The sequence below is a fragment of the Novosphingobium sp. MD-1 genome, assembly GCF_001014975.1.
Lineage (GTDB): Bacteria > Pseudomonadota > Alphaproteobacteria > Sphingomonadales > Sphingomonadaceae > Novosphingobium.
Genome location: NZ_BBXA01000013.1, coordinates 234,550 through 253,699, shown reverse-complemented (window position 1 = coordinate 253,699; position 19,150 = coordinate 234,550). Strand labels below are relative to the sequence as shown.

Annotated in this window: 16 protein-coding genes; 3 read left to right on the top strand and 13 right to left on the bottom strand. The window is 67.3% G+C overall.

Going from position 1 to position 19,150, the window contains the following annotated elements; translation table 11 throughout:
• Nucleotides 1-5: 5 nt before the first annotated feature.
• The 3 genes from NMD1_RS01695 to NMD1_RS01685 are packed head-to-tail and all read right to left on the bottom strand — an operon-like array spanning nt 6 to nt 4,452.
• Nucleotides 6-1,436 carry an FGGY family carbohydrate kinase gene (locus NMD1_RS01695; protein WP_125953347.1) on the bottom strand — a complete coding sequence of 477 codons (1,431 nt, stop codon included), beginning with the start codon at nt 1,434-1,436 and terminating at the stop codon, nt 6-8.
• Nucleotides 1,429-2,832 (bottom strand): FAD-binding oxidoreductase, encoded by a 1,404-nt coding sequence (locus tag NMD1_RS01690; RefSeq protein ID WP_158453847.1) that lies wholly within the window; start codon nt 2,830-2,832, stop codon nt 1,429-1,431. The genes NMD1_RS01695 and NMD1_RS01690 overlap by 8 nt, the downstream gene beginning before the upstream one ends.
• Before the next feature lie 39 nt (nt 2,833-2,871).
• On the bottom strand, nt 2,872-4,452 hold the full coding sequence (locus NMD1_RS01685; protein WP_125953345.1) for a glycerol-3-phosphate dehydrogenase/oxidase: 1,581 nt from the start codon (nt 4,450-4,452) through the stop codon (nt 2,872-2,874).
• Between the two features lie 67 nt (nt 4,453-4,519).
• Here NMD1_RS01685 and NMD1_RS01680 point away from each other — a divergent pair, with 67 nt between their 5' ends.
• Complete coding sequence (locus NMD1_RS01680; RefSeq protein ID WP_147457722.1) at nt 4,520-5,404, top strand: LysR family transcriptional regulator; 885 nt, start codon at nt 4,520-4,522, stop codon at nt 5,402-5,404.
• Here the strand turns inward: NMD1_RS01680 and NMD1_RS01675 are convergent.
• The 10 genes from NMD1_RS01675 to NMD1_RS01630 all read right to left on the bottom strand — a co-directional run bounded on the left by NMD1_RS01675 (nt 5,401) and on the right by NMD1_RS01630 (nt 15,573).
• Nucleotides 5,401-7,287: an FAD/NAD(P)-binding protein gene (locus NMD1_RS01675; protein ID WP_233497294.1), complete on the bottom strand. Its 1,887-nt coding sequence runs from the start codon at nt 7,285-7,287 to the stop codon at nt 5,401-5,403. The two genes, NMD1_RS01680 and NMD1_RS01675, sit on opposite strands and share 4 nt — an antisense overlap.
• An 86-nt stretch (nt 7,288-7,373) precedes the next feature.
• Complete coding sequence (locus NMD1_RS01670; protein ID WP_125953343.1) at nt 7,374-7,826, bottom strand: MarR family winged helix-turn-helix transcriptional regulator; 453 nt, start codon at nt 7,824-7,826, stop codon at nt 7,374-7,376.
• 44 nt (nt 7,827-7,870) lie between these two features.
• The gene (locus NMD1_RS01665) at nt 7,871-8,560 is read right to left on the bottom strand and encodes a L,D-transpeptidase family protein (RefSeq protein ID WP_125953342.1); all 690 of its coding nucleotides are present in this window, start codon (nt 8,558-8,560) and stop codon (nt 7,871-7,873) included.
• Between the two features lie 88 nt (nt 8,561-8,648).
• Nucleotides 8,649-9,392, bottom strand: a complete 744-nt coding sequence (locus NMD1_RS01660) for an SDR family NAD(P)-dependent oxidoreductase (protein WP_233497293.1) — start codon at nt 9,390-9,392, stop codon at nt 8,649-8,651.
• Nucleotides 9,389-9,898 (bottom strand): aromatic-ring-hydroxylating dioxygenase subunit beta, encoded by a 510-nt coding sequence (locus tag NMD1_RS01655; protein ID WP_125953340.1) that lies wholly within the window; start codon nt 9,896-9,898, stop codon nt 9,389-9,391. Before NMD1_RS01655 ends, NMD1_RS01660 begins: the two co-directional genes overlap by 4 nt.
• Nucleotides 9,895-11,148, bottom strand: coding sequence for a Rieske 2Fe-2S domain-containing protein (locus tag NMD1_RS01650; RefSeq protein WP_125953339.1), 1,254 nt, complete (start codon nt 11,146-11,148; stop codon nt 9,895-9,897). Before NMD1_RS01650 ends, NMD1_RS01655 begins: the two co-directional genes overlap by 4 nt.
• A gap of 42 nt (nt 11,149-11,190) precedes the next feature.
• The gene (locus NMD1_RS01645; RefSeq protein ID WP_125953338.1) at nt 11,191-11,550 is read right to left on the bottom strand and encodes a hypothetical protein; all 360 of its coding nucleotides are present in this window, start codon (nt 11,548-11,550) and stop codon (nt 11,191-11,193) included.
• A gap of 37 nt (nt 11,551-11,587) precedes the next feature.
• Nucleotides 11,588-12,745, bottom strand: a complete 1,158-nt coding sequence (locus NMD1_RS01640; protein ID WP_125953337.1) for an acyl-CoA dehydrogenase family protein — start codon at nt 12,743-12,745, stop codon at nt 11,588-11,590.
• Nucleotides 12,745-13,893, bottom strand: coding sequence for an amidase (locus tag NMD1_RS01635; protein WP_125953336.1), 1,149 nt, complete (start codon nt 13,891-13,893; stop codon nt 12,745-12,747). Before NMD1_RS01635 ends, NMD1_RS01640 begins: the two co-directional genes overlap by 1 nt.
• A gap of 198 nt (nt 13,894-14,091) precedes the next feature.
• Complete coding sequence (locus NMD1_RS01630) at nt 14,092-15,573, bottom strand: NAD(P)/FAD-dependent oxidoreductase (RefSeq protein WP_125953335.1); 1,482 nt, start codon at nt 15,571-15,573, stop codon at nt 14,092-14,094.
• Nucleotides 15,574-15,833: 260 nt separating this feature from the next.
• On the opposite strand from NMD1_RS01630, the gene NMD1_RS01625 reads away from it, so the two are divergent.
• Together NMD1_RS01625 and NMD1_RS01620 are read left to right on the top strand one after the other, a co-directional pair.
• Nucleotides 15,834-18,236, top strand: coding sequence for a TonB-dependent receptor (locus NMD1_RS01625; RefSeq protein WP_125953334.1), 2,403 nt, complete (start codon nt 15,834-15,836; stop codon nt 18,234-18,236).
• A 2-nt stretch (nt 18,237-18,238) separates the two neighbouring features.
• A complete protein-coding gene (locus NMD1_RS01620; RefSeq protein ID WP_125953333.1) occupies nt 18,239-19,036 on the top strand; it encodes an SDR family oxidoreductase in 798 nt (265 codons plus the stop codon).
• Nucleotides 19,037-19,150: the final 114 nt, after the last annotated feature.

Sequence of the window (19,150 nt, the reverse complement as noted above, 5' to 3'; positions counted from 1 at the left end):
ATCCGTCACGCGTCGACGTCGACCGCCGCCCGCCATGCGGCGTAAGCGGCGTCGGCCTGGTCGCGCGTAACCGCAGGGTGGAATTCACGGCCATACCGCACGACGGCCGACAGGTCGGCCGCGTCGAGCAGCCCCGCCCCCAGCCCGGCCGCCAGCGCTGCCCCATAGGCCGTGCCCTCTGGCACGGCATGGCGGCGCACCGGGCGCTGGAGTGTATCCGCCTGCAACTGCAGCAGGGTATCGCTGGCGGAAAGCCCGCCATCGGCGGGCAGCGCTTCGGGCACCGGCAGCGCCTTTTCGATTACGTCGACAATATCGCGAAAGCGATGCGCGATTCCCTGCAGCGCGGCGCGCGCGACTTGCGCCGGGCCGCTGCCAAGGTTCAACCCCGCGATCATCCCGCGCGCATCGAAGCGCCCGTGGGGTGCGCCCATGCCCGCCAGCGAAGGCCGCACGATCACCCCGCCGCTATCCGCGACCGAGGCCGCCGCGGCCTCCAGGACAGAGGGCGATGCGAACAGCCCCAGCGCACCGCACATCCATTCCACAAGCGATCCCGCCGTGATCACCATCCCCTCGATGCAGAACAGCCGCTCGCCTCCGGCAAAAGCCAGTGCTTCGGCCGGCATGCTGAAGTGGGGCGCCATCGGTTGATCGCCGGTGTTCGCCATCAGCACGCCGGAAGTGCCATAGGTTACCTTCCACGCGCCGCGTTCGAGCGCGCCATGCGCGACCATGCCCGCCTGCTGGTCGGCAATCAGCGCGGTGATCGGCACCACTGCGCCCAGCACTCCGGGCGCGGTCCGCGCGATCGGCCCCCAGCTTTCGATCAGCGCCGGAAACATGCTTTCGGGCAGCCGCTGATACTCCAGCAGGGCCGGGTTCCAGCCCTCGCCGCCGGCGTAGTCGAAATAGCCCGTCATCCAGCCGCAGGAAATGTCGGTCACATGCGCCGCGCCGCCGCTGAGGCAATAGACCAGCCAACTATCGAGCGTTCCCCACTGGAGATCGGCCGCCGGCTTGCCGGAAAGCGCGATGGCGGCGGGAAGCTTGGCGGAGGGCACCTGCGGCCAGGCGGTAAAGCCCGCCGCGCGCAGATCGCGATAGGCGCCCATGCCGCGCAGGTCGCTCCACACCAGCATCGGCGCGACCGGCTGGCCGGTGTGCCGGTCCCACACCACCACGCTGGCGCGCTGCGAGGTGACGCCGATGGCCGCAACATCCGCCATCGTGCGGCCCGCCGCCGCCAGCGCGCCCGCGATCACGGCGCGGCATATGTCCCACACGCCGGCCGGGTCCTGTTCGACCAGACCCGGGGCGGGATAGGTGCTGACGATCGACCGCTTGTCGATGCCCAGCACTGTGCCGGCCGGATCGACCAGCATGGCGCGGGCGCCGGTGGTGCCCGCATCGAGCGCCAGCAGCAGTTCAGGCATCGGGGATCAGGTTGCCGGGATTCATGATGCCCTGCGGATCGAGCGCCGCCTTGATGCGCCGCAACAGCGCCACGCCTTCATCCCCCAGATCATGGTGCAGGTAGGGCTTGCGCAACCGCCCCGCACCATGATGGTGCGCCACGCCGCCGCCATGCCGTGCCGTCGCTTCCATGATCGCGCGCCAGCCAGCGAAATAGGCCGGCTCCATCTGCGCCGTATCGTCGAAGGTCGCGGCGAAGCTGAAATAGAGGTTGATGCCCGAACGATAGACATGGGAGCTGTGCGCCGACGCGTTCACGACCCCCGGAAGCGCGTTCAGCGCGGCGATCGCATCGTCATAGATCGCGCCGATTTCGCTCCAGCGACCGGAAATCTCGACCGTGTCGGCGATGTAGCCGCGCTCGAACATCTCGCGCCAGCTCGGCACATGGTTGCGCCGTTCGATCCATTGCCGCGCGGCGGCGGGATCGCCCGCCTCCAGCCCGGACGCGGCCGCAATCTCGTGCATCGCCGCCAATTCAGCGTCGATCCGCGCCTGCGGGCCTTCGTGCACCATCAGCAGCATGGCCTTGCCGCCGCGTTCGTAGTCGCGGAACAGGCGGCGGACTTCGCGGCCATCGTACTGGCGCATGACCGGCGGACGCCAATCGGCGCGGATGATCCGGCGCTGCGCCTCGAAACCGGCCTGCATGTCATCGGCATAGAAGATGCTGTAGCCGCGTTGTTCGGGCTTGGCACGCAACGAAAGCGTGACCCCCGTAACCACGCCCATCGTGCCTTCCGCGCCCATCAGCAGGTGCCGGAGATCCGGCCCCGCCGCCGCGCGCACCGCCTTGCCCAGCGTGACCAGCTCGCCCGTGGGCAACACCGCCTCGATCGAATGAATGATGTCCTCGATATTGCCATAGGCGGTCGAGAATTGGCCCGAAGCGCGCGTCGACACCCAGCCGCCCACGCTGCTGATCGCGATCGACTGCGGCCAGTGGCCGATGGTGAGGCCCTGCGCCGCCACGGCTTCCTCGGCCTCCATCCCGTTCAGCCCGGCATCGAAGCTCGCCAGCAGATCGTCGCTGTCGATGAAGCGAACCTTGTTCATCGCGCCCATGTCGAGCAGGATCGCATCCTGCGTCGGCTCGATCCCGCCGCAGACGCCGCTGCCAAGGCCATAGGGGATCAGTGGCACGCGGTGTTCGTTCGCCAGGCGCACGACCTTCTGGACGTCCGCGACCGATCGGGGCCGCACGATCCAGCCCGGCGCGGCCACCGCTTCCCCGCGCCAGTCGCGCAGATGCTTGACCGCCCACTGATCGTACCGGCGCGCGTTCCGCGCATCGCCATCGCTGGCCACCTTGTCGCCGCCCAGCGCGCTCACCAGCGCTTCTCCGATAGCCTTCATTGCCTGCATTCTCCCTGTACCTTGGCCACGCGATGCGTGTCAGGCTTGTATTTCCATTCCTGGCGTCGCTTCCAGCAGACGCCGGCTGGCCCGTTCGAGCGCGCGGCACCGGGCGACCTGATCCGCCTGTTCCTGCGCACTCCATCCCAGCAGCGTGCCCATCGCCGCCGCCGCCGGCTCCAGCGTATCCAGCCCCGCGCCATGATCGAACCACGCGCGCGCGCTGCGGCGGACCCAGTAGTCCTCCAGCGTCGCCGCGCCCTCGTGCGTGACCGCGCGGCGCGCCTCGGCCGCGACGTCGCCGCCATCGGCAACGATTTCCGGCGCCTCGCTGCCGTAAAGCCCCGTCAGCCGCTCGGCGGCGACCGGGGCGATACCCGCCAGATCGGGAGCCGCCTCCCCACCGGGCAACGGCACATCCGCCGTCGCACAGACGCGGGCAGCGGCGCCAGTCCGTTCGACCACCAGATCGACCACCCGCTCGGCCATCGCGCGATAGGCGCTGAGCTTGCCGCCCGCGATCGACACCAGCCCGCCGGGCGATGTCCAGACCTCGTCCTTGCGCGAAACCTCGTTGGCCTTCTTGCCGGGCTGCGCGATCAAGGGCCGCACGCCGGACCACAGCGCCTCGATCTCGCCATCCGCGATCGGAGCAATGTCGAGCGCCTTCTCCGTCGCGCGCAGCAGATAGTCGATGTCGGACCGTTCGGGCGCGGGCCAGTAATCCGATCCCGCATGGAACACATCGGTCGTGCCAAGGTACGTGAACGCGCCGCGCGGCACGGCGAAGATGCTCCGCTTGTCCGGCGCGCGCAGGATCAGCGTGGCGTTGACCGGGACACGCGCGCGGGGCAGCACCAGATGGATGCCCCGGCTGAGCGAAAGGCGCGTATCGCCCTCCCCCGCTTCCAGCGCCCGCACACGATCGACCCACGCGCCCGCCGCATTGACGACCAGCTTCGCGCGGACCCGTGCCTCCAGCGCCTCGCCCTCCAGCGTGGAGCGCGCCACGAGGCCGTCACCGGTCAGTTCCGCCGCCGCCGCATAGTTGACGACCACCGCGCCCGCCGCCTGCGCGGCGCGGATATTGGCCAGCACCAGCCGCGCGTCGTCGGTCAGGAATTCGGGATAGAGGATAGCGCCATTGAGGCCATCGGTGCGCATCAGCGGTTCGCGCCGGCGCAATTCCGCGAGGCCGATCGCCTCGTGCCGTTCGGCTTCGGGTACGCCGCCCAGCTTCTCGAACGTCCACAGCCCGGCGCGCAGCTTGGCCGCCATCGCCATCGACACGGTGGGGATCAGGAACGGCGTCAGCCGCGCGAGATGCGGCGCGATGCGGCGCAGGATCTGCCGCTCCGACGCCGCCTCCTTGACCAGCGCCACATCGCCCTGCGCCAGATAGCGCAGCCCGCCATGGATCATCTTGGAACTGCGGCTGCTGGTGCCGCTGGCGTAATCGCGCGCTTCCACCAGCGCCACCGAAAGGCCCCGCATCGCGGCATCGCGGGCAATGCCGGCGCCGGTGATCCCGCCACCGATCACCGCAAGATCGAACACGCCGGCTTCCAGCCGCGCGAAAGTGGCGCGCCGGGTCCGCGAGTCAAGGAAAGTGCCGTTCATGCGCTGTACGCTATGCGAATGTCCGATGGCTTGGTAATGCAAAACAGGAATGATATGGTGACTGTTGATGAACCTGCGCCGGCTCCGCCATTTCGAAACGCTCTACCGCATCGGCAATTTCGCGCGGGCGGCGGACGAGCTTGGCCTCACCCAGTCCGCCCTGACGCGGTCGATCCAGAAGCTGGAAGGCGAACTGGATGCCCCGTTGTTCGACCGCTCGACGCACTATGTCCGGCCGACCGGCGCCGCCGAACGCCTCATCCGCTCCGCGCGCGACGTGATCGCCGCCGCCGCCAATCTCGAACAGGAAGCGCGCGGGCTGAAGCAGCCGACCACCGGCACCGTCCGCATCGGCGCCGGCCCCTATCCCCTGCAACCCCTGCTGACTGACGCCATCATCCGTTTCGCGCGCGATCACCCGGCGGTGCGCGTGACCGTGACCGGCGGGCCGTCGGAGCAACTGCTGGAAACGCTGGTGGACCGGCGCCTCGATCTGGTGGTGTGCGATCGCGCCAAGTTCGCAACATCAGGCCATGCCGACGAGGTGCTGTGCATTCCCCTGCCGTCCGAGCCGCTGGTGGTGGTCTGCCGCGCGGATCATCCCCTGCTGGCCGCCGAAGGACGCCCCGACACGGCGGCCTGGCGCTGGGCCTTGCCCCGCCCGGCACCGGGCAGCAATTTTCCGCGTGCCCTGCGCGCGCGCTTCGCCGCCGGCCTGTTCCCCGATTACGAGCTGGATTCCACCGCCGCCTGCCTCGACATGGCGCGCAGCGGCCTGGCCATCACCGTCGTGCCGCGATCGCTGGCGGCGCGCGCCTGCGCCGACGGCACGCTCGCCACGCTACCGCTGCCGGAGGGCGAACAGACGCGCGACGCCATCCACCTGTTGCGTAACCGCAGCCGCAGCGCGCTGGTATCGGCCTTCGTGACCATCCTGCGGGGTACGGCCTAGGTCAGCCCCCGGCTGACGAGGCATTCCTGCACCGCGCGCTCCGCCTCGTCGATCGCGACATTGGTGAACGCCGCCGCGCCCGCATCAGCGTTGGCGATGGCGATGCGCCCAAGCGGGCGGCGACCGATCACATGCGGGCGCTGCGCATCGGGCATGTCCGGATCGCCCAGCGTGTCGTAAGTGTAGGCATAGCCATGCGGCCAGCGGTTGACCGTGATCGCCAGGATATCGCGCCGCGCGTCGAACCCGCCCGCGCCCAGCATCCGCTGGAGTTGCGCGCGGATTTCGCGCTCGATCGTTTCGAACGGCGTCGCCAGCATGTCGGCGCGCCCCGCGCGGTTCTGGTCCTTGCGCGAGAGGCCCTGCTGGTTGGGATTGCGCACCATATGCACCACCACCGGCTCGGACGGGTCCATCGCGCTGGCATAGCCGCCGATCGCCATCGCCGTGTCGAGCGAGGCCGAGGTGTGATAGCCATTGGGCGCGCTGATCGAGCGCACGCCCAGCGCCTTCCATGCCTTCCAGTCGCGCAGCAGGACGTTGGTGTACTGCATCGGCACTTTGGACGGATAGCGCAGCGCCGCTTTCTGCTCCTCCGGCAGTTCGGGCACGATATGCGGGATGATGTTGTTGAAGCAGGCCAGGATCACGTTCGCTCCGGTGACCGACCGGGGCTTGCCGTCCCGCATGTAGACGACCCGTACCGCCTTCTCGGTCAGCACGGTGGGCGCGCCGAGATGCTCGACGCGGATCGCCGTGCTGCTCAACCGCACGCGCGTCGCGTTGTCAGGCCGGTCGAGCGCCGCATAGTCGGCCGGCGCGCGCACGATCGTCTCCTGATCGAGCGCGGCGGGGCCGAACACGCCGGGCACCAGACGGTTGACCAACAGGCGCGCGATCGAGGCGTTGCCATCGGGAAAGTGGAAATGCTCCGCCTCCGCCTCGATCGGGTGCGGCAGCGCCATCCCCGCGAAACCGGGCGACCGGCCACCGCGCGCGGCAGTATAGGCGGGGCAGGTATCGACGCGCATGTTGTTGCGAAACGCCATCCCCGCGAACCAGGGCAGACTTTCGGGCCGCAGCCGCGCGTGCTTCAGCAGGAAATCCGCATAGCTCATGCGCTGGAGCGCGGCGACTTTCGCCTCGGGCGCGAGGTCGGGCAGGTAATCGACCTTCTCGGTATAGAGCCGCGTCAGGTCCGCGCGCACCGCCGGGGTCAGCGGCGCGGCGGCGAAGAACTCGGCCCACGGCCGCCGGTTCATGCCCGCAACGGTGCGATCCGCGCCGAAGTGCTCCTTGTCGAAGAACGCACCCTGCCCCAGCCCGGCATAGACCTGCGCCGAGCGGTCGTAGCGCGCATACGTCGATGGCACGATGCCGAGGTCCGCCAGCAACGCCTTGGACGAATGGCTGTAGGGAAACGGCGTCTCGATGCTCATCGTGCCGCCGTAAGCCAGGATCGTGCGCCCTTCGTGCCGGAACTCGTTGCGCTTGGCGTGGCCGCCGAAATCGTCGTGGTTGTCCAGCACCAGCACGCGCACGTCCGGCCCCAGCGCCTTGCGGTAGAACCACGCGGCGGAAAGGCCCGATATGCCCCCGCCGACCACCACCAGATCGTAATGCTCGCCCGTATCGTCCGCCACGACGGGGCCGGTGAAACCGCCGTCGCGCGCCAGGTGTGCCACCTCGAACGAGCCCGGATACTGTCCGCGCAGGCCGGTCCGCAACGGCGGATAGGATGCCGCGTCGGGCACGAAACCAACCTGGCCGGAAGCGGTCGCCGGCATCGCGCCCACCGCCGTCGCCACGGCCATGCCCTGCATGAAATCCCGGCGCGCGATGGGCATATCCATCCCCAGCCGCCGCGCTTCGCCGTCGCCCATCGCCATACCCCCGCAAGCTTTGCGGTGATCAAGCCTGCTTAATCCGCTTCGGGCAAGTTCTTATCGGGCGATCGGGTTTGGCCCGGCTATCCCAGCCGCTCGAACACCCGCTTCAGCACATCGTTGAGATGGGCTTCGTCTTCGGAGGGGATGTCGTGAAAGACCGTCTGGTAGATCGCGTTGGCAACGGTCCAGGCCCGATCGCACGCTTCCTGCCCCGCCGGCGTGAGCGACACGTCGGTATAGCGCGCGTCCGACGCGCGCGGGGCGCATTGCACCAGACCATCCGCTTCCATGCGCTGGATCAGCTTGAGCATCGTCGGCAGCTTGACGATGGCGAGGTCGGCGATCTCGCTCACGCCAAGCTGGCGGTTGCCGACCGACATCAGCACGCGCCAGCGCGCGACATCCAGCCCCTCACGCTTCAGGTGCTGTTCCAGCTTGCGCAGGTAGCGGCCCACCGCCTGCGTCATCCAGAAAAACGGCCAGCCGCGCGGGTCGAAATGCGCAGGGCGCGAAGCAGGCGAACTCTCTGTCATGCTCGCGCGTTTGCCGCCGGGCGCGCCGGATTGCAACGACCGCCTCAATAGAGGTCGTAGATGCCCGGATCGACGGCAAGGACCGGGACCATCCGTTCCATCGGAACACGCGGAGCATAGGTGTTCGATGCGAAGCGGAACGCAACCTCGCCATCGGCGCCGAAATCGAACGCGGCCGGATCGACCGCCAGCGCCGGCACCAGATCGTCCATCGTCACGCGCACCTGCGAACCGATCCGCGTCAGATCGTACAGTTCGCGGGCAAAGGCATAGGGCATGCGGATGCATCCGTGGCTGGCGGGCCGGCCGGGATTGTGGCCGGCATGCAGGGCGATGCCGGTCCAGGTCAACCGCTGCATGAACGGCATGGGCGCGTTGCTGTAGAGGTTGGAGCGGTGCCATTTCTGCTTCTGCAGAATCGCGTACACGCCTTCGGGCGTGCTGTGTCCCTTCCTGCCCGTGGACACGGACGCCTCGCCGATTACCCGGTCACCGGCATAGACCGTCAGCGTCTGCCGCCGCAGGCCAACGACGATGTGAACCGGATCGCTCCACGGCCCTTCGTCCAGCCAATAAGTGCCGGGCGCGGGCGGCGGTGCGGTAACCACAATGTCGCTGGCATGGGGGGCAGACGGCTGCGCGGACGGGGGTGCCGTCTGGGCCATACCGGGCCGCGCGGAGACCAGCGCAAGCAACGCCAACGCCGCCGCAGATCGGAACCCCTTTGTGACCATGGAATTCTGTTAACCATGCCGGTGATCGGAGTCACCAGCAGGTTGGCATTTCCACCACCGCGGAACGAAATTCCCGGCGACGCGATCGTCACCGCATATAGAGGCCGCCGTTGATGTCGATGGTGGCACCGGTGATGAAGGTGGCATCGCGCGCGCAAAGGCGAACCGCCATCGACGCGATGAACGCGGGATCGCCGATCTGGCCGACGGGGACGTTGGTCAGGAACTGCGCCATGCGGTCCGCCGGCACCGTGCGATGTACCATGGGCGTATCGAGCGGCCCGGGCGCGATCGCGTTGACCGTGATCCCGAACGGCGCGAGATCGCGCGCGAAGACCTTGGTCATCGTGATGATCCCACCTTTCGACACCGCATAATGCGCGCCGGTGGCCGTGCCGCCGTTCTGCCCGGCCAGCGAGGCGAGATTGACGATGCGGCCATAGCCCGCCGCCTTGAACGCGCGCGCGAACACCTGACTGCCGACAAAGGTGCCGCGCAGATTGACCGCGAGCACGGCGTCGAATTCGTCGGGCGTGATGTCGAGCACGGGTCGGGCCACGGTCAGCGCGGCGTTGTTCACCAGCGCTTCCACGCTGCCCCAGCGCGCGGCGAGCAGGCCATGCGCCGCCTCGAACGCGGCCTGATCGCGCACGTCGAGCGCGATGCCCGTCGCGGTGGCGCCACTGGCGTCAAGTTCGTGCGCCAGCGCCACCGCGCCGTCCGCGTCGATATCGCCAATGCCCACGTTGTAGCCGGCGGCGTGGAACTCCCGGGCGATCGCCGCGCCAAGGCCGCTCGCCCCACCGGTGACCAGAACGGTATCGCGCTTCACAGCAGGTATCCTATGCCGAACAGATCCTCGTCGGAATTGAGCAGCAGGATGGACTTGCCCGCCATCCTGAGCCCCGCATCGGTGCGGACGAGGCGGTAGGTCACGTCCGCCGCCAGCGTGCGGGTGCGGCCATACTTGTATTCGACGAGGATCTGCGCGCAGCGCACCGTGAGCGCGCCGGGCGCGCTGTCTTCCACCACGAAGCGCGAAGCGGAACGTACCGTCCGCGCCGGCGGGGCCGACGACATCGAGAAGCCCGAGAGCAGCCGCTTGACCCGCGCCTCGCGCATCGTCGCATCGTCATAGGCGATGTTCAAGGCGTCGACCGGATCGCTGGCGTCGCGGTCGATCGGGATCACGTAGTGCCCGCCCGCCCACAGTGGCAGCCAATCCTTGTATGCCAACCGATCGAGCAGTTCGCCTTCCGCCCAGATGAAGGCGGCGGCCTCGTCAAGGCCGATCGCGGCAGTCGCCGTGAGTGTGGCGGTGGTTGCCGAAGTGCTCATGCTTCCATCATCCTCTTCCACATGCGGTAGGCCGCGCGCATTCCCGTTTCGGAAGACACGTCGCCCGCGTTATGGCCCGGCTCGGCCACGCCATCGGGCGCGGCCACGCCGCGATTGACCATGATCCACACATCCTGCCCGGCCTGCGCGCCGCGCTGGACGCGCTCCCAGCCTTCGGCGTCGTCGGGCGTGCCGAAGCCCATCGGCCCCTGGAAGTGCTCGTGCAGCCGCAGACGCATCCGGTTCGCCGGTGCAGGGCCGCCGTCCATGCCGATGGCGATGTGCTGGATCTCGGTCTCGTCCACCTTGACCGGCCGCAGCACGCGGAAGAACGCCATCGAACAGGCGATGTTGGGGAACATGTTGAGATTGAACCCGGTGCCGCCCACCGCGCGCACGACCTTGCGCACCAGCGCCTCGTCATGCCCCTCGGCGCGCAGTTCATCGGCCAGCGCGGCGAAGCGCTCGGGAATCGGCGCGTCGAGGTTGTCTTCCAGATCGATGAGGTCGGGGATCATGACCATGACCGAATGGCCGTTGCCCAGGTCCTCGACCCAGCCGCCCTGCCCCAGCACGTCGAACACGTCCTCGGTTTCCTCGTCCAGGCTGTCGAGGAAGGTCTTGTGGACGATCGGGAAGTGATAGGCGTCCGTCGTGTTCTCGAGCTGGATCTTCCAGTTGCCGGGGAAGCGGAACTTGTGTTCGCCCAGCGCCTTCACGCCGAAGCCCGCGCCCTGCTTCATGAACAGGTCGATCCACTTGCGCGCCGGCCCGAGCCATTCCTCCAGCGGCATGATGTCGTCGCGGAAGGTCGCGTAGATCATGCCGTTGTAGCTTTCGGTGCGCAGCGACAGCAGCGGAAACTCGTCCTTGTCGAAATCGGCGGGATAGCCCTTGGCGTGCGGCACCATGCGCAAGGCGCCGTCGGGGGCGTAGCTCCAGCCATGGTAAGGGCAGACGAAGACCGAGGCCTTGCCCTTCTTCTTCTCGCAGACGCTGGCCGCGCGATGGCGGCAGCGGTTGAGCAGCACGTGGACTTCGCCCGCCTTGTCGCGCGTGACGATTACCGGCTCCAGCCCGACGTGCGCGGTCTTGAACGTGTTGGGGCCGGGCAGTTCGCTGGCGTGCGCCACCCAGACCCAGCTGTTCTTGAAAATCCGGTCCATCTCCGCGTCGAACAGCGCGGGATCGGTATAGAGGCTGGTATGCACGCGGTCTTCGCGCACCAATGTGTTCGCTGGATCAGTCATGCAGACCTCCTTGCGGGCTGGAACAAAGGATTGGTCGAAAGGTCACGCCGGGATCACCAGCTCGCGCCCGATGCGCGCTTCGACGCGCATGTAGCGCCACAGGCGATGTTCCCCGACCTCGATCGTGCGGAACAGGTTGCAGGCGGCTACGACCGTCTCGCGATCGGGCACTTCGGCGAGGATGTAGAACGTCCACGGCCAGCCGTTGGGCGATGTGCCGACCATGGTCTGATCGTCGTCGATCGTGCCGAGCACGGTCACGCCCGGCAGATCGCGGATGCCCTTCAGCATCTCGCCGGTCGCCTGCCAGACCTTGCCGATCTCGGCGGCAGGAAGATCGAAGAAGTTCTGGAGCACGGCGCCGCAGAACAGGACGCGAAGCGGGGGCTTGGTATCGGTCATTTCGGGGATCCTTGCTGAAGGTCTGGAATGGAGGTGCTCACGGGAAGCCGGCGGGGGCATCAAGGCCCAGCAGCACGCGGCCGGCGTTCTGCCAGGTGCCGTCGGACAGGAAGGCGTGCTGGGGCACGACCATCGCGTCCTGCAGATGGCGGGCGATCGGGTGGTTCGTGGCGATGCCGGTGGTGCCGCTCAGGCGATAGACCGCCTGCGCCACGTCGGCGCCCACCCGCGCCGCCTGCGTCGAGGCGAGGCGGAGCAGGGCGCGTGTTTCGATGCTGAGATCGTCGCCGGCGACCAGCGTGTCATAGGCTTCCTCAGTGATCTCGTAGAAAAATGCGCGCGCGGAGCGTAGCGCGGCTTCGGCCTTGGCCAGGTCGGCCTGCAGATAGGCCCGGTCCGCCAGCGTGGGCGCGCCGGTGATCGAGGTGCGCCCGCCCGCCATCTCGATCAGGCAATCGAGCGCGCCCCGCGCGGTGCCGAGCGCGACCACGGACAGCACCTGCGCCGCCAGCGGCATCGAGGGATAGCGGTAGAGCGGCGTATCGAGGCTCGAAGCGCCGCCGCGCACGAACGTCCATTCCTCCGGCACGACCACCTTGTCGACCACCATGTCGTGGCTGCCAGTGCCCTTGAGGCCGTTGACGTCCCAGTTGCGCTCGATCGTGACCTTGCCCGCCGGCATCACCGCGATCAGCGGAAGCCCCGCATAAGGGCCGCTGTTCGCGCCGTTTTCGACCTTGATGCCCACGCCGATCAGGTCCGCCCCGGTCGAGCCGCTGCCCCATGACCAGCGGCCCGAGACTTCCAGCCCGCCAGCGACCGGCACCGCGCGCTGCGGCGGATAGATGCCGCCGGCGAAGATCACGTCCGGCCCGTTGGCGTACATCTTTTCGAGCGTCGGCAGCGGCAGCGCGGACAGATAGACCGCCGAAAAGCCGAAGCTCGCAACCCAGCCCGAGGAGCCATCGACCTGGCTGATCGTTTCAATCAGGCGCAGGAAGCTGGCCGGCGACATCTCGTTTCCGCCGAAGCGTTTCGCCACCATGGCGCGATAGATGCCGGCCTCGCGCATCAGGTGGACCACGTCCGCGCTGACCTGCTGGTTTTCGGAAAACGTCTCGCGCTGTTCGCGCACCGCGAGCAAGAGGCGGTCCAGCGCGTTTACGTCCTTGCGGACATCGAGTGCCACGTTCATCAGGGCTGCTCCTCTCGTTGCAGATAGGTTGGAATATCCAGCGACGGCGCCAGCGCGCGCGCCACGGCACACAGCGCGGCATCCCCGCCGATGCGGCCAACCAGCTGGATGCCGATCGGAAGTCCGGTAGGCGTCGCCACGGGGATCGACAGCGCGGGATGGCCGGACAGGTTGAACTGCCGCACCAGCGCGGTCAGCTTGAGCATGGCCGCCGCGTCGGCGGCTTCGTCGAGCGTCGGCACGAATACCGGCATGGTCGGTAGCACCAGCGCGTCGACACCTTCCAGCGCGGCATCGACTTCGGCCCGGAACCGCGCGCGCACGTCCTCCGCCTTCGCCAGATCGTCGGCCGTCACCTTGCTGGCGTTGAGCAGGCGCTGGCGCACGTCCTCACCCATGTTTGGCGATGCCGTAAGCGAACCGAACGCCGCCCAGGTCTCCGCGCCGATGATGGCGATATTGGCGGCAAACGCCGCGTCCATGCCCGGCAGCGTTCTTTCCGTGAGATGTGCGGCGGAGCCAGCGAGCGCCGCATCGAACGCCTGCGCGACCGCCGGGTCAGTGGCGCAGGCCACGCGCCCGAGCCGAATGGTCACGGGCTTTTCCGCGATCTCGAACGTGGGATCGATGATCGTCATCGCCCGCTCCAGCATCGCCACGCTGCCGGCAAACGGCCCGACGCAATCGAGCGAGGAGACCGCCGGGTGCGCGCCCTGCCGGCTGACCCGGCCGAACGTGGGCTTGAGGCCGAACACGCCGCAGCAGGCGGCCGGCGTGCGGATCGATCCGCCGGTGTCGGTACCCAGCGCGAAATCGCACAGCCCAGCCGCGACCGCCGCCGCCGAACCGCTGGAGGACCCGCCGGGGACGTGGCCGGGATACGAAGGATTTGCGGGCGTCCCGGTCCAGCCGTTCACGCCGGTCACGCCATAGGCCAGCTCATGCATGTTGGCCTTGCCGATGATCCGGCAACCGGCATCGAGCACGGCCTGCACCACATCAGCATGGCGCGCGGCCGGGGGCGCATCCGCCAGCGCGGCGCTGCCGCCCCGCGTGGGATAGCCCGCGATGTCGAGCGAATCCTTGACCGCGACCCGCAGTCCGTCGCCGCCAAGCGACATCGCCTGAATGATGATGGCGTCCGCCATGTCCGTCGGTTTCTCCCCGTTATGGTGGAGAGCTTACGCTAGATACTTGAATATTCAAGTATCATAATATGTTTTGTATTCAATGCTATAACGAAAAGGGAGCGGCCCACACGAATCGCCGTCCCGATCTGCCGGTATCATCCCGCGCGACCGGGGGATGGAACGCATCAGGGCAGGACGACCGCCTTCCGGACGGACTTAGGCGCCTGCCCGGAAACGCCACCCGACACTCGCGAAGTCGGACGCGCGAACCGTCCGCACCCATTGGGCAAGGCGGACGGAACGTGGCAGTTCCAGGCCAAGGTCGACCAGCAGTTCATCGACATGGTGGATCGAGAACGGCACGATATTGGTGCCCTTGCAATGGCGTCCGCCGGTGCGCGCATCCATCCACGCCAGCCGGCGGTCGATATCGGCACCCTGCACCGCCTCGTCGGGCAGGGTGAGCCGGCCGGTCAGCAGCGCCGCGATCCAGATCGCGCCCATTTCGGCGTTGAGCTGGCAGAAGAACGACGAATTGTAGCCGTTGAACAACAGGCGCGGCACACCCAGCGGCACCATCGATCGGTACAGACGGAAATTGCCCTGACGGTCGGTCACCCTGGTGCGCGTCGCATCGGGCAGGAAATCGACGCGCTGATGCCAGCCCGTGCCACAGATCACCAGATCGGCGGGCAGATCGCGGCCGTTAGACAGCGTCGCGCGTCCGGGCGCCAAAAGGACGATCTCGGCATCGCGCTCGAACCCGAGCTGGCCGCTGGCCACCTTGTCGTAGAAGCCGTCGCTGACGAGGCTGACCGTGCTGCGCGCGATGGTTTCCAGCGGCGTTCCGGGGTCCAGCCCGATCCGCTTGAGGCCAAGCTGGCGACCGATCACGCCCTGCACCGTGGCCAGCAAGGCATTGCGGATGAATTTTCCGGACCCGAGCAGGCCGGAGCCGTGCAGGAACGCCTCGAACCCCTTGAGCTCCATCCACGGAAAAAGCCCCTCGCCCAGCCGATTTAGGAACAGGTGCTTGAAATTGAGGACATTGCCGATGCGCTTGGGTATCTTCCAGATCAGATGGCGCACCACCATCGTGGTGCTGGCGCTGCGCGCGGCGATGGCGTTGGCGACATCGCACGAAGACTTGCCGTAGCCCACCACCAGCACGTGGCGGCCGCTGGCCTGGGCGGGATCGGTGAACTGGCTGGTATGCAGCACCCGCCCCCCGGCCGCCTCGAACGCGTCCGTACCCGGAAACGGCGGCACCGCAGGGATCGAAAAGATGCCGTTGCACAGAATCAGCCAGTCGAACGACTGTTCCGTCTCGCCGCCGGGGCCGGCGAGCTTCAGGGTCCAGCCCGGCGCATCCGCGCGTTCGCGCGTCGCCAGGACCGTGTGCGAAAAGCGGATGCGCGGCGTTACGCCGAAATGCTCGGCATAGCTTGCCAGATAGGCCTGCATCTGCGCACCCGACGGCCATTCCGGATAGTCATCAGGCATAGGCCAGTCGGAAAACGCGTAAGTCTCGCGCGGGTTCTGCGTGGTCAGGCCCGGATAGCGGCGCGAGGACGACCACACCCCGCCAAGATCCGGCTCCTTTTCGAACACCGTCACCTCGAACCCGAGCGCGGCCAGCGTTTTGGCGGTGCACAGCCCGGCAATGCCCGCACCCACGATCGCGATTGTTCCTGCCATCCTGTCTATCCCCTATGCGACAGGACATCGGGTAGGGTTTCGTGGCGCGGGCGGCCTATGCGCCCAGTGCGTGGATTGTGCGCGGGCGGCAGCATTTGCACGGCACGCCCGCGCCGCCTGCGGCAAACGCATGCAAAGTCGCACTGGGCGCACATTGCCTGCAGCCGCTGAATATTCCCCCGCGCCAACCCGTGACGAGATGCACCCCACTCCGTCGACCGAACGGATCAAGCGATCTTCCATGATCCCTGGGGGGAAATATGACTGCTCTGTTCAATGGCCCGCGCCTTGCGGGATTGCTCGTATCGCTTTCCACATCCGTTGCCCTGCCCGGCATCGCCATGGCGCAGGCGGCCGCACCTGCCACCGAAAGCGCGTCCGCGGCCGATCCGCTGGCCGGCGACATCGTGGTCACGGCCCGCAAGCGCGAGGAAAGCGCGCAATCGGTCCCGCTGGCCATCTCCGCCTTCTCGGGCGCGGCGATCGAGGCGCGCGGCGTGCAGAAAATCGATGGCCTTGCCAGCTTCACCCCGAACATGACCTTGCAGAACAACCCCAGCTTCGGCGGCGCGGGATCGTCGGCGGCGATCTACATTCGCGGGATCGGGCAGAAGGAATTCCTGCCCACCACCGAACCCGGCGTGGGCGTCTATGTCGATGGCGTCTATGTCGCCCGTTCGGTCGGCGCACTGCTCGATCTGGTCGACGTCGAACGTGTCGAGATCCTGCGCGGGCCGCAAGGCACGCTGTTCGGCCGCAATACCATCGGCGGAGCGATCAGCATCACCACGAAAAAGCCGGATGAAACGCCATCGGGCAACCTGCAGGTCACGACCGGCCGCTTCAGCCGCATCGACGTGAAGGCGAGCGCCAACATCCCGCTTTCGGACACGCTGTTCTCCAAGGTCACCGTCGCCACCTTCAACCGCGATGGCTACGTCAGGCACCTCGTCGATGGCCGCGAGCTGGGCGATGTCGGCACGCTGACCGGCCGGTTCGACCTGCGCTGGAAGCCAAGCAGCACGTTCGAGGTCAATCTTGCGGTGGAAGGCACGCGCGATCGCACCAACGGCCCGGCTTTCGTGCTCTCGGGCGTCACGTACAAGTCCGCCATCTTCAACCCGCAGAACCTGCCAATGCTGCCACCCGGCAGCCCGGCTGCGGCGGGCGCCTATGTGCTGAATCCGCCGTTCGATGCGCCCACCGACAACTTCACGCTGCTGCACAACTATTTCGCCACGCTGCTGGGCGGGCAGCCGTGCTTCGCGTTCGCGCCCTACAGCCCACAAGGCAATGCCGCAGCCTGCTTCAGCAACCGCTTCATCGTGGGCGACGGCGCCGATGCCGGCACCGGCCCGCAATATGCAAGGAACGACCTGTGGGGCGCGCAGGCCGTGATCGATTGGGATCTCGGCCCGGTGCAACTGAAGTCGATCACCGCCTATCGTCACGTCAGCGGCGACTATGCCCGCGACGGCGATCATTCGCCGTTCACGATCCTGCACCTGGCGGACATTCTCAAGCAGCACCAGTTCAGCGAGGAACTGCAGGTGCTGGGCAATACCGCGGACGACAAGCTGAAATACGTGGTAGGCCTCTATTACTTCAACGAGAACGGCAACAATATCAATAATCTGGACTTTACGCCGGTGACCTTCCGGTCGGGCGGCAAGTTCGCCACGAAAAGCTATGCCGCGTTTGGACAGGCGACCTGGACACCGATCCCGCTGATCGATCTGACGTTCGGTTTGCGCTACACCAAGGACAAGAAGTCGTTCCTTCCCGATCAGGAAATCCTGGTCGACAAGACTGGCGGCGCGCTGATCGCGGCCAGCCCGAACACCCCGCAGACGCGCGTGCTGCCCTATGTCACCGCCTATCGCAACGAGGATGCGGTAACGCCCAGCGCCAATATCGCGTTCCATGTGGCGGACAACGTGCTGGCCTATGCATCGTTCTCCAAAGGGTTCAAGAGCGGCGGCTTCGTCCAGCGCGTGTTCCCGCCGCAGGCGAACATTCCCCAGTTCGGCGCAGAAAAGGCCACAGCCTATGAAATCGGCTTCAAGTCGAAGCTGTTCAACCGCCGCCTGACGCTGAACGGCGCCCTGTTCCTGACCAAATACGATGAACTGCAGGTGCAGGTTTTCACCGGCATCGCGCCGGTCACCAAGAACGCGGCTTCGGCCGAGATCAAGGGGCTGGAACTGGAAGGCCGCCTCGACGCTGGGGCCGGCTGGTTCCTGGAAGGCAGCCTTGGCTATCTGCACCCCCGTTTCACCGCGATCGATCCCGCCGCCGCCGAAATCACGCTGGCGTCGAAGTTCGAACGCGTTTCCAACTGGAGCCTGAGCGGCGCTGTCTCCAAGAGCGTGGAACTCGCAAACGGCGGCAACGTCCGTGCGCGGATCGACTGGTCGTACCGTTCGGGCGCCTACATGGACGCGCTCAATTCGCCCGAACTCTACCAGCCGGGCTACAGCCTGTTCAACGCCAACGTGACCTACACTTTCCCCGGCGAAAAGGTTTCGGTCTTCGCGGGCGTGACCAACCTGACCGACAAGCAGTACCTTCAGACGGGGGTCTATGGCGCATCGTTCGGGCTCTACGAAAAGCTTTACGCACGGCCGCGCGAATGGTCGGCCGGCCTCAAGTGGTCGTTCTGACCATGGCGCGGTACGAAGAACTGGCGGGCCGCACCGCCATCATCGCCGGGGGCGCCACCCTGATCGGGGTGGCGGTCGCCCGCGCCTTCCTCGCGCAAGGTGTGCGGGTGGTCATCGCGGATATCGACCGCACGGGCGGCGAGCGCGCCGAAGCCGATCTCGGTTCCGAGGCCCTGTTCGTCGAAACCGACGTCACATCGGATACGGCGATCGAAGCCTGCATCGCCCGAACGATCGCGCGGTTCGGGCGGCTGGACTTCCTCGTCAACGTGACGACCTCCTACCTCGACGACGGACTGGCGACGAAGCGCGAGACCTGGCTCAAGGCGCTCGACATCGGCCTGGTCGGTGGCGCGATGTTCGCGCAACTGGCGCAGGAACACCTTGCCGCCTACGGCGGCGCGATCGTCAACTTTTCCAGCGTCAGTGGCCATCGCGCACAAAAGGGGCGCTTCGTCTATCCGGCGATCAAGGCCGCCGTGGCGCAGCTTACGCGCAGCCAGGCGCTGGAATTCGCGCGCCTTGGCGTGCGCGTCAATGCGGTGACGCCGGCGTGGACGTGGTCCAACGCCATCCTTGCCATGAGCGCGGACGATCGGGCGAAAGCCGATGCAGTGGGCGGGATGTTCCACATGCCCGGCCGGATCGCCGACGCGGCGGAAGTGGCGGACGTGGTAGTCTTCCTCTGCTCGGACGCGGCACGCTTCATGAACGGCGCGGAAGTCGCCGTGGATGGAGGCTATCTGGCGCTGGGGCCGGAACAACGCGACGATCCGATCGCCCGGCTGATTACCGCGTAATCCCGTATCCGCGCCGCTCCTGTCGCATCGGTGACACGCCAGCGCGGAATGCAGCCTCCGAGTGCAGGATTCAGGGGTTCGCGCCTGGTCCGAGCCCATTGACTCTCCAGGGTG

Coding starts and splice junctions, on each gene's coding strand:
- NMD1_RS01645 (WP_125953338.1), bottom strand. CDS start 11,550: ATGACCGATACCAAGCCCCCGCTTCGCGTCCTGTTCTGCGGCGCCGTG.
- NMD1_RS01630 (WP_125953335.1), bottom strand. CDS start 15,573: ATGGCAGGAACAATCGCGATCGTGGGTGCGGGCATTGCCGGGCTGTGC.
- NMD1_RS01650 (WP_125953339.1), bottom strand. CDS start 11,148: ATGACTGATCCAGCGAACACATTGGTGCGCGAAGACCGCGTGCATACC.
- NMD1_RS01635 (WP_125953336.1), bottom strand. CDS start 13,893: ATGGCGGACGCCATCATCATTCAGGCGATGTCGCTTGGCGGCGACGGA.
- NMD1_RS01680 (WP_147457722.1), top strand. CDS start 4,520: ATGAACCTGCGCCGGCTCCGCCATTTCGAAACGCTCTACCGCATCGGC.
- NMD1_RS01640 (WP_125953337.1), bottom strand. CDS start 12,745: ATGAACGTGGCACTCGATGTCCGCAAGGACGTAAACGCGCTGGACCGC.
- NMD1_RS01675 (WP_233497294.1), bottom strand. CDS start 7,287: ATGGGCGACGGCGAAGCGCGGCGGCTGGGGATGGATATGCCCATCGCG.
- NMD1_RS01655 (WP_125953340.1), bottom strand. CDS start 9,898: ATGAGCACTTCGGCAACCACCGCCACACTCACGGCGACTGCCGCGATC.
- NMD1_RS01665 (WP_125953342.1), bottom strand. CDS start 8,560: ATGGTCACAAAGGGGTTCCGATCTGCGGCGGCGTTGGCGTTGCTTGCG.
- NMD1_RS01685 (WP_125953345.1), bottom strand. CDS start 4,452: ATGAACGGCACTTTCCTTGACTCGCGGACCCGGCGCGCCACTTTCGCG.
- NMD1_RS01690 (WP_158453847.1), bottom strand. CDS start 2,832: ATGAAGGCTATCGGAGAAGCGCTGGTGAGCGCGCTGGGCGGCGACAAG.
- NMD1_RS01620 (WP_125953333.1), top strand. CDS start 18,239: ATGGCGCGGTACGAAGAACTGGCGGGCCGCACCGCCATCATCGCCGGG.
- NMD1_RS01670 (WP_125953343.1), bottom strand. CDS start 7,826: ATGACAGAGAGTTCGCCTGCTTCGCGCCCTGCGCATTTCGACCCGCGC.
- NMD1_RS01695 (WP_125953347.1), bottom strand. CDS start 1,436: ATGCCTGAACTGCTGCTGGCGCTCGATGCGGGCACCACCGGCGCCCGC.
- NMD1_RS01625 (WP_125953334.1), top strand. CDS start 15,834: ATGACTGCTCTGTTCAATGGCCCGCGCCTTGCGGGATTGCTCGTATCG.